A 6839-nucleotide genomic window follows, 5' to 3' on the forward strand; every position below is an offset into this window, starting at 1 on the left:
CGCGCATGAGTTGACGCACACCATCCAGCAGCGCGAGGTGGTGCAGCGCGAAATGGCAGCTGGCCCGGCGCCGGCGGAGGTCAGCGTCAGCCAATATGGCGCGCCGCAGGTGCAGCGCGGCCTGATCAGCCGGGCGCTCGACTGGGTGGCCGAAAAGGCCAACAACATCCCCGGTTTCCGGCTGTTCACAGTGGTGCTCGGTACCAACCCCATCAACATGTCGTCGGTGCCGCGCACTGGGGAAAACCTGCTGCGCGGCATGGTGGAGATCATCCCCGGCGGCGGCGCTGTGGCCGACGCACTGGCCAATCACGGCATCTTGCAGCGCGGCGGCAAGTTCATCGAGGACCAGTTCCGCAGCCTTGGCATGGTCGGATCGGCGTTCCGCGACGCGCTGATGGAGTTTCTGGATTCGCTGGGCTGGAGCGACATCGTGCGTCCGCACAAGGTCATCAGCCGCGCCATCGCCATCTTCACCGCGCCGGTCAAGCGTCTGATTTCGTTCGGAACGGGCTTGGTTGTCGGCATCGCCACGCTGGTGAAAGACGCCATACTAAAGCCGTTGGGCGCCTGGGCGTCGCGCAACATTCCCAAATGGGATTTGCTGATCGGCGTCTTTGGCAAGAACCCGATTTCCGGCGAAAGCGCCAGCCCGGCAAACGCCATCATCGGCGGCTTCATGCGGCTCATCGGCCAGGAGGAAATCTGGAACAACATCCAGAAAGGCGGCGCTATCGGCAAGGCGTGGAACTGGTTCCAGACCGCAATGAAGGACGCGCTGGCGCTGGTCATTGGCATTCCCGGCGAAGTTGTCGCTACGCTCAAGTCACTGACAATCATGGATATCGTCACCATCGTCGGGGCGTTCGGCAAGATTGCAAAGGCCTTTGGCGGCTTTGTCGGCCGCTTCCTGGCCTGGGCCGGCAAGACGGTGCTCAGCCTGCTGGAAATCATTCTGACCGTGGTGGCGCCGCGTGCGGTGCCTTATTTGAAGAAAGCCGGCGGGGCGTTCAAGTCCATCATCGCCAACCCCATCGGCTTTGTCCGCACGCTGGTGGCGGCCGGCAAGCTGGGATTCCAGAAGTTCGCGAGCAATTTCCTGGGCCATTTGCAGGATTCGATGATCAAATGGCTGACCGGCGCCATGGGCGGCACCGGCATCTATCTTCCCAAGGCCCTGAATATCCTAGAAATCCTGAAATTCGCACTGTCGGTGCTGGGGCTAACCTGGGCCAACATGCGCGCCAAGCTGGTCACCGCGACTAATGAAACTGTGGTCAAGGCGCTGGAAACCGGCTTCGATATCGTCAAGACTTTGGTGACCGATGGCCCGGCGGCGGCCTGGCAGCAGATTGTCGAGACACTGACCAACCTCAAGCAGATGGCCATCGATGCGGTGATGGATTTCGTCAAATCCCGCATCGTGGCCATCGCGGTGCGCAAGCTGCTGGCGTTCCTCAGCCCCGCCGGCGCCTTCATCGAGGCGATCATCGCCATCTACAACACGGTCATGTTCTTTGTGGAACGCATCCGGCAGATCGCGGCGGTGGCGGCCAGCTTCATCGACAGCATCGCTGCGATTGCCGCCGGCAATATCGCACCGGCAGCCGCTCGGGTGGAAAAGACCATGGCCGGGCTGCTGGTGCTCGTCATCAGCTTCCTCGCGCGGCTGGCCGGGCTGGGCAAGGTGTCCGACGCTGTGAACGGCCTGATCCAGAAAATCCGCGATCCCATCAACAAGGCCCTGGACAAGGTGGTGGCGTGGATCGTGTCGCAGGCGAAAAAACTGGGGAAGATGGCCTTCAGCGCCGGGAAGGCAGCGTTGGCGGCGGTGACGTCCTGGTGGAAAGCGCGGCGCAGCTTCAGTGACCGCAGCGGCCAGCCGCACAGCCTGTATTTTGCTGGTGAAGGCAAAGCGGCGCGCCTGACGGTCGCCACCATCCCGACGCCAGTGGTTGGCTGGCTCGCCAATGTGGCGTCTGCGGTGGCCGCCTCGGCCGACCCGTCGGTCAAGGCGGCCTATGCGGGGGCACATGCCTTGCTGAGCGGCGGACTGGCGACGCGGCTGGCAAGGCTGAACAGCGGCGGCGCCAGTGCGCCTGCGCCGAGTGCGGTTGATGTCGATGCCCTGAATGCCGATCTGGCGGCCCTATCTTTGCATCTGTCGGTGTTGATGCCGCTCGATCCGCGCGCAACGGCTGCTGGTGCAGGTGCGGCAGGCCCGGCCAAGGTTGGCGTCAATGCGCTCATCAAGCTCAAACGCGAAAATTCCGTTGCTCTGGTCGTGGCAATCGGACCGCTCAAGTCGGGACCAGAGATTTTCGTGCACTACAAGCGGCTGCGGCCGAGAGGAAAGCCTTTCCTTGCCGAAGCCACCAATGTTGTGAACTTCAACAAGGACTGGGGCTCGCAGTTCACTGCCTGGGTCGACGATCCACGCGAATTCTACATGGGGCCGACGCCTAGTCGGCGCAATTCCGCCGGGAAAACGGTCGTTGCAAGCATCAAGGCACGCATGCAGGCGCAGGGGCGCTATGACCCGTCGCGGCAGGTTGTCTTATACAATCGCTCGGGAACGGGCGCTCCGCTTCCGGTGTCGGCGCCGTTGAACGAATACCCGGAAAGCAAGGCCGACCTTGGGCATTTGGTCGATGCCGTTCACTATTGGAACTCCAATGGCCGCCTGACATTCCCGCAATCGCCGCAGGTCCTACAATTCATGAATGACCCAAACAATTATGAGCTGGAACCGAGCAAACCCAATCAGTTGCGCGGCGCACAGCTTTCGGCCAGCGGCGTGCGTTATCTGCCGCCGGTTGCCTGACCCTCACGCCCCATCAAATTTGTCCACCTTGCGGCGGCCCATCACCACGCTGCGCTCCAACCGGGCCTTGAGCGCGGCGTAATAGGCTTGGAGCAGCGCGAGGTCGTCGCCGGCGGATGGCAGCCCGAGCTTGGCGCGCACGGCCTTGCCGACGATGACCACCGGGTCGTCGTCCTTGCGCGGGCGGCCGGGGATTTGCGGGCGGGCGCCGCGCAAGACCGTTTCCAGCCGCTGCAATTCATAGATGCCATAGACGTCAAGCTGGGCGTCGGTGAAGCTGAATTGCGCCGTGCCTGCTGGCCCTGCCCCAATGGCCAGATCGGCGGCCAGATCGGGGGCGAGAACCGGGCGCGGCACCTGCACCACGATGGTGCCGGCGATGACATCACCGATACGCAGGCGCTGCTTGTTGAACAGCGGGAACAGCAGGAACACGCCTGTCCAGCCGATGCCGGCAAAGGCCATGGCGGTGTCGGCAAGACCCTGTGAGGCGCGGTAGGACAGCATGGCGATGGGCAGGAAAATCTCGATCTCGCGCAGCATGTTGCGCGCGACGATCATTGCTGGTGTCAAGGGCCCACCGCTGCGTGAGGCAACGCGGATGCCCTGCCGGCGTTTGCCGGGCGTCGCCCCCCGGGCGCCGCATTCAAACAGGGTGAACCAGAAAAACCGCAGGAAGAACCCTCCCAGCACCCACAGCACCAGCAAGACGGAGCCGCCGCCCAGTGCCGAGCCCTGTGCTGCGATGCCGGTCACCAGCAGCAATATGGTCAGCACGACGAAAATCGCCACCATCAGCAAGATGTCGATGACAAAGGCCGCCACGCGCTCGCCGCCCGGCGGGATGGCAAAGGACAGCGCCACGCCTTCGGGCGTTTGCAGCGCCCAAAGTGGGCGCGCCGATGCGCGCGCCGGCCGCGCCGCCCTATTCATCGCGCACACCGTAGAAATACAGGCACCACAGGCCAAACATGATCGCTGCCACGCCGTAGCGCACGGAATCGATGACGATCAGCTGGCGGCCGAACCCTTCGAGCAGCGCCGCCACCATCAGCATCAGCACCACGCCCATCATCGCGGTGCCAGCCGTGCGCCCGGCGCGGGACAACGCCGCCAGCCGCGCCATGCGGCCCGGAAACACCATCGCGCGGCCCAGCGACAGCCCGGCCCCGCCGGCCAGCACGATGGCGAACAATTCGGTGGTGCCGTGAATCAGCAGCCAGCCGCCAAGCTCGAACCCCAGCCCGGCGCGCACGAACAGCGCAATCAACGCGCCGGCCATGGCGCCATTGTAAAGCAGCAGCAGGATCGTCGGTACGCCAAAGGCAAAGCCCAACGCAAAAGTGAAGATGGCGACAGCCGAATTGTTGCTGAACAGGAACGCCGCGAACACCTCGAGGCCATTGTTCTGGCTGCCGGTGCTGTACAGGGTTTTCTTCAGCGATGCCGCTGACGCGCTGGCATCGCGACCGCCGGCCATGGCATCGGGCACCAGCGCCGAATACCAGGTGATGTCGCCGGCGACGAGCGCATAGCCGGCGATGATGCCCAGCACCAGCACCAGCGTGGCCACCAGCGTTTCGCCGGCGATGGCGCGCATCGCGGCGGGCAAATCGCTCCCGAAAAACTGCCTTGTCCACGCCCCCAGCGGCTGGCGGCGGCCATGCACGACAAAGAACGCCCGAGCGCACAGTGATTCCAGATAATCCGTGAGCGCCTTGTCGAGCGAGGTCTCGCGCGCCACCGCCAGCGACGACAGCGCCGCCCGGTACAGCAGCGGCAATTGCAGCACATCCTGGGGCGGAAGCTTGCGCAGCGCGCCCTTTTCCGCCCGCGTCACAAGAGATTCCAGCCGCTGCCAATCGGCCTCGCGCTCGGCGCGAAATGCAATCTGGGACTGGCTCATAGCCGCCCTCCAGCCTTGATCGCCAGATAGCGCCGGACGAGGCCGGGGCCGATTTCTGCCGGGCTGCCTTCGACGACATCGATGCCCATGCGCCGCAGCCGGGCAATCACCAGCCGCCGTTCACGCAGCAGGTCGCCGGCCACCATGGCGCGGGTCACATCCTCGGGCGCGTGCGGCCGGGCAAGCGCCTGCGCCTCAAGCGCTGGATCCTTCATCACCACGCACACCAACAGATGGCGCTTGAGCAGGCGCCCCACCGCGCCCAGCATCAGCGATGCCGTGGTGGTATCGACGAATTCGGTGAACAGGATGATCAACGAGCGCCGGTTCAGCCGCCCGGCCAGCGCCGAAAGCGACAGCGCGAAATTGGTTTCCTGGCCGCTATCGCTGATCTGTGCGGCGGCGCGTTGCAGACCGGCAAAGGCGGCAAGGCCCATCAGCGGCGGGATCATCTGCTGCGGCCGCGCGTCGAAGGCGAACAGCCCGACCCGGTCACCGGACCTGAGCGCGACGGCGGCAGTGAGCAGCGCTGCCGTGGTCGCGCGGTCGGTGCGCGTCAGGCCGTCCACCGGCTCCGCCATCAGGCGGCCACAGTCGATGGCGAGGATGATGTTGCTGTCGCGCTCGACGCGATATTCCTTGGCCAGCAGGTCCATGTGCCGAGCCGACGCCTTCCAGTCGATGCGGCGGCGGTCGATGCCGGGGCGAAACGCAACCAACGTGTCGAAATCACCGCCTTCACCGCGCCATGGTTGTGCCGCCGCACCGGTCAGCGCGTCTGCCGCCATCAATTGCGGCGCGTCGATTATGGCGGGGCGGATATCGGGGGTCACGGCCACTTGCGCCTGCGCTGCGCCCGGTGACAGGCGCTGCACCAGCCCCAGCGGCCCCGTCCAGCGCAGGTCGAGCGGGCCGATGATGGCGGTGCCGCGCCGCCGCGCCGTGATCGGCACGGCAATGCTTGCGGCGCCGTCTTGCATGTGCGCCGTGCCGCTGTCGTCCGGGCCAGACAGGCGCGCATCCAGCGCCAGCGCCGTGGCAACGCGCGCCGCCGTGCCCGAAACATGCAGGGTCGCGGTGAAATCCTCGCCGACTGCCACGGTTCCGGGCGAAACAATCGTCGCTGTGACACCGGCGGGCAGCAGCAGCGCATCCATGACGCAGGCCGCCACCACCACGCCAAGCCAAGCGAGTGCCAGCCACCAGCGATCGGGCATGGCCAGGCCGAGCCACAGCGCCAGCGGCGCTCCCGCAGCGGCGACCAGCGCGGCCCTTGGCGTTGGCGCCATCACGTCAACGCGGCGCTTCGACTTCGGCAATTAGCGCGGCAACGATGCCATCGGCGCGGCGCCCCTCGATTTCGGCAGCCGGCGACAGGATGACCCGGTGGCGCAGCACCGGCGCCGCCAGCGCCTTGACGTCGTCGGGCAGCACATAATCGCGGCCAGACAGCGCTGCTTCGGCCCGCGCCGCCATCGCCAGCATGACGCCGGCACGCGGCGACGCGCCCACCGCGAGGTCGGCCGACGTGCGCGTCGCCCGGATCAGCCGGACGATATACTGGCTGACATCCTCGACCAGCGTGACCGATGCGACCTGTGCCACCGCCGCCGCGATGCCGGCAGCACCGGTGACCGCGCCGACACCCCAGGCTTCGGGGGAAGGCCGGCCCGTGCGGGCGCCGTGGCCGGCAACGATGGCCAGTTCCTCGGCCTGCGACGGATAGCCTAGCACATGCTTGAACAGGAACCGGTCAAGCTGCGCCTCGGGCAGCGGATAGACGCCCTGGTTTTCGATGGGGTTCTCCGTTGCCACCACGGTAAACCGGTCGGATAGCGGCAGGGTCTGGCCGTCGATGGTGACGCGCCGTTCCTGCATCGCTTCAAGCAGCGCCGCCTGTGTCTTGGGCGGCGTGCGGTTGATTTCATCGGCCAGCAGCAGCTGCGTGAACAACGGGCCTTTCGTCAGCGTGAACTGGCTGGTCTGGAAGTTGAAAAGATTGCTGCCGATGATGTCGCCGGGCATCAGGTCGGGCGTGAACTGGATGCGGCCGAAATCCAGGCCGGTGGCGCGGGCAAAACATTGCGCGAGGAAGGTCTTTGCCACCCC

5 protein-coding genes are annotated in these 6839 nt (G+C 65.7%); 1 reads left to right on the top strand and 4 read right to left on the bottom strand.

The window, feature by feature from the left end; all coding sequences use genetic code 11:
* Nucleotides 1–2824: hypothetical protein (locus tag RMQ73_RS08130; protein WP_310497640.1), on the top strand; the 2824-nt coding region annotated here is incomplete at its 5' end.
* Between the two features lie 3 nt (nt 2825–2827).
* Here the strand turns inward: RMQ73_RS08130 and RMQ73_RS08135 are convergent.
* From RMQ73_RS08135 to RMQ73_RS08150, 4 genes are all read right to left on the bottom strand, one after another.
* Nucleotides 2828–3757, bottom strand: coding sequence for an RDD family protein (locus RMQ73_RS08135; protein ID WP_310497642.1), 930 nt, complete (start codon nt 3755–3757; stop codon nt 2828–2830).
* On the bottom strand, nt 3750–4730 hold the full coding sequence (locus tag RMQ73_RS08140) for a stage II sporulation protein M (RefSeq protein ID WP_310497644.1): 981 nt from the start codon (nt 4728–4730) through the stop codon (nt 3750–3752). Before RMQ73_RS08140 ends, RMQ73_RS08135 begins: the two co-directional genes overlap by 8 nt.
* Nucleotides 4727–6019: a DUF58 domain-containing protein gene (locus tag RMQ73_RS08145; RefSeq protein WP_310497647.1), complete on the bottom strand. Its 1293-nt coding sequence runs from the start codon at nt 6017–6019 to the stop codon at nt 4727–4729. Before RMQ73_RS08145 ends, RMQ73_RS08140 begins: the two co-directional genes overlap by 4 nt.
* Before the next feature lie 4 nt (nt 6020–6023).
* Nucleotides 6024–6839 (bottom strand): MoxR family ATPase (locus RMQ73_RS08150; RefSeq protein ID WP_310497645.1); only part of this gene is annotated, 816 nt, incomplete at its 5' end.

Source organism: Sandarakinorhabdus sp., from assembly GCF_031430775.1.
GTDB lineage: Bacteria > Pseudomonadota > Alphaproteobacteria > Sphingomonadales > Sphingomonadaceae > Sandarakinorhabdus.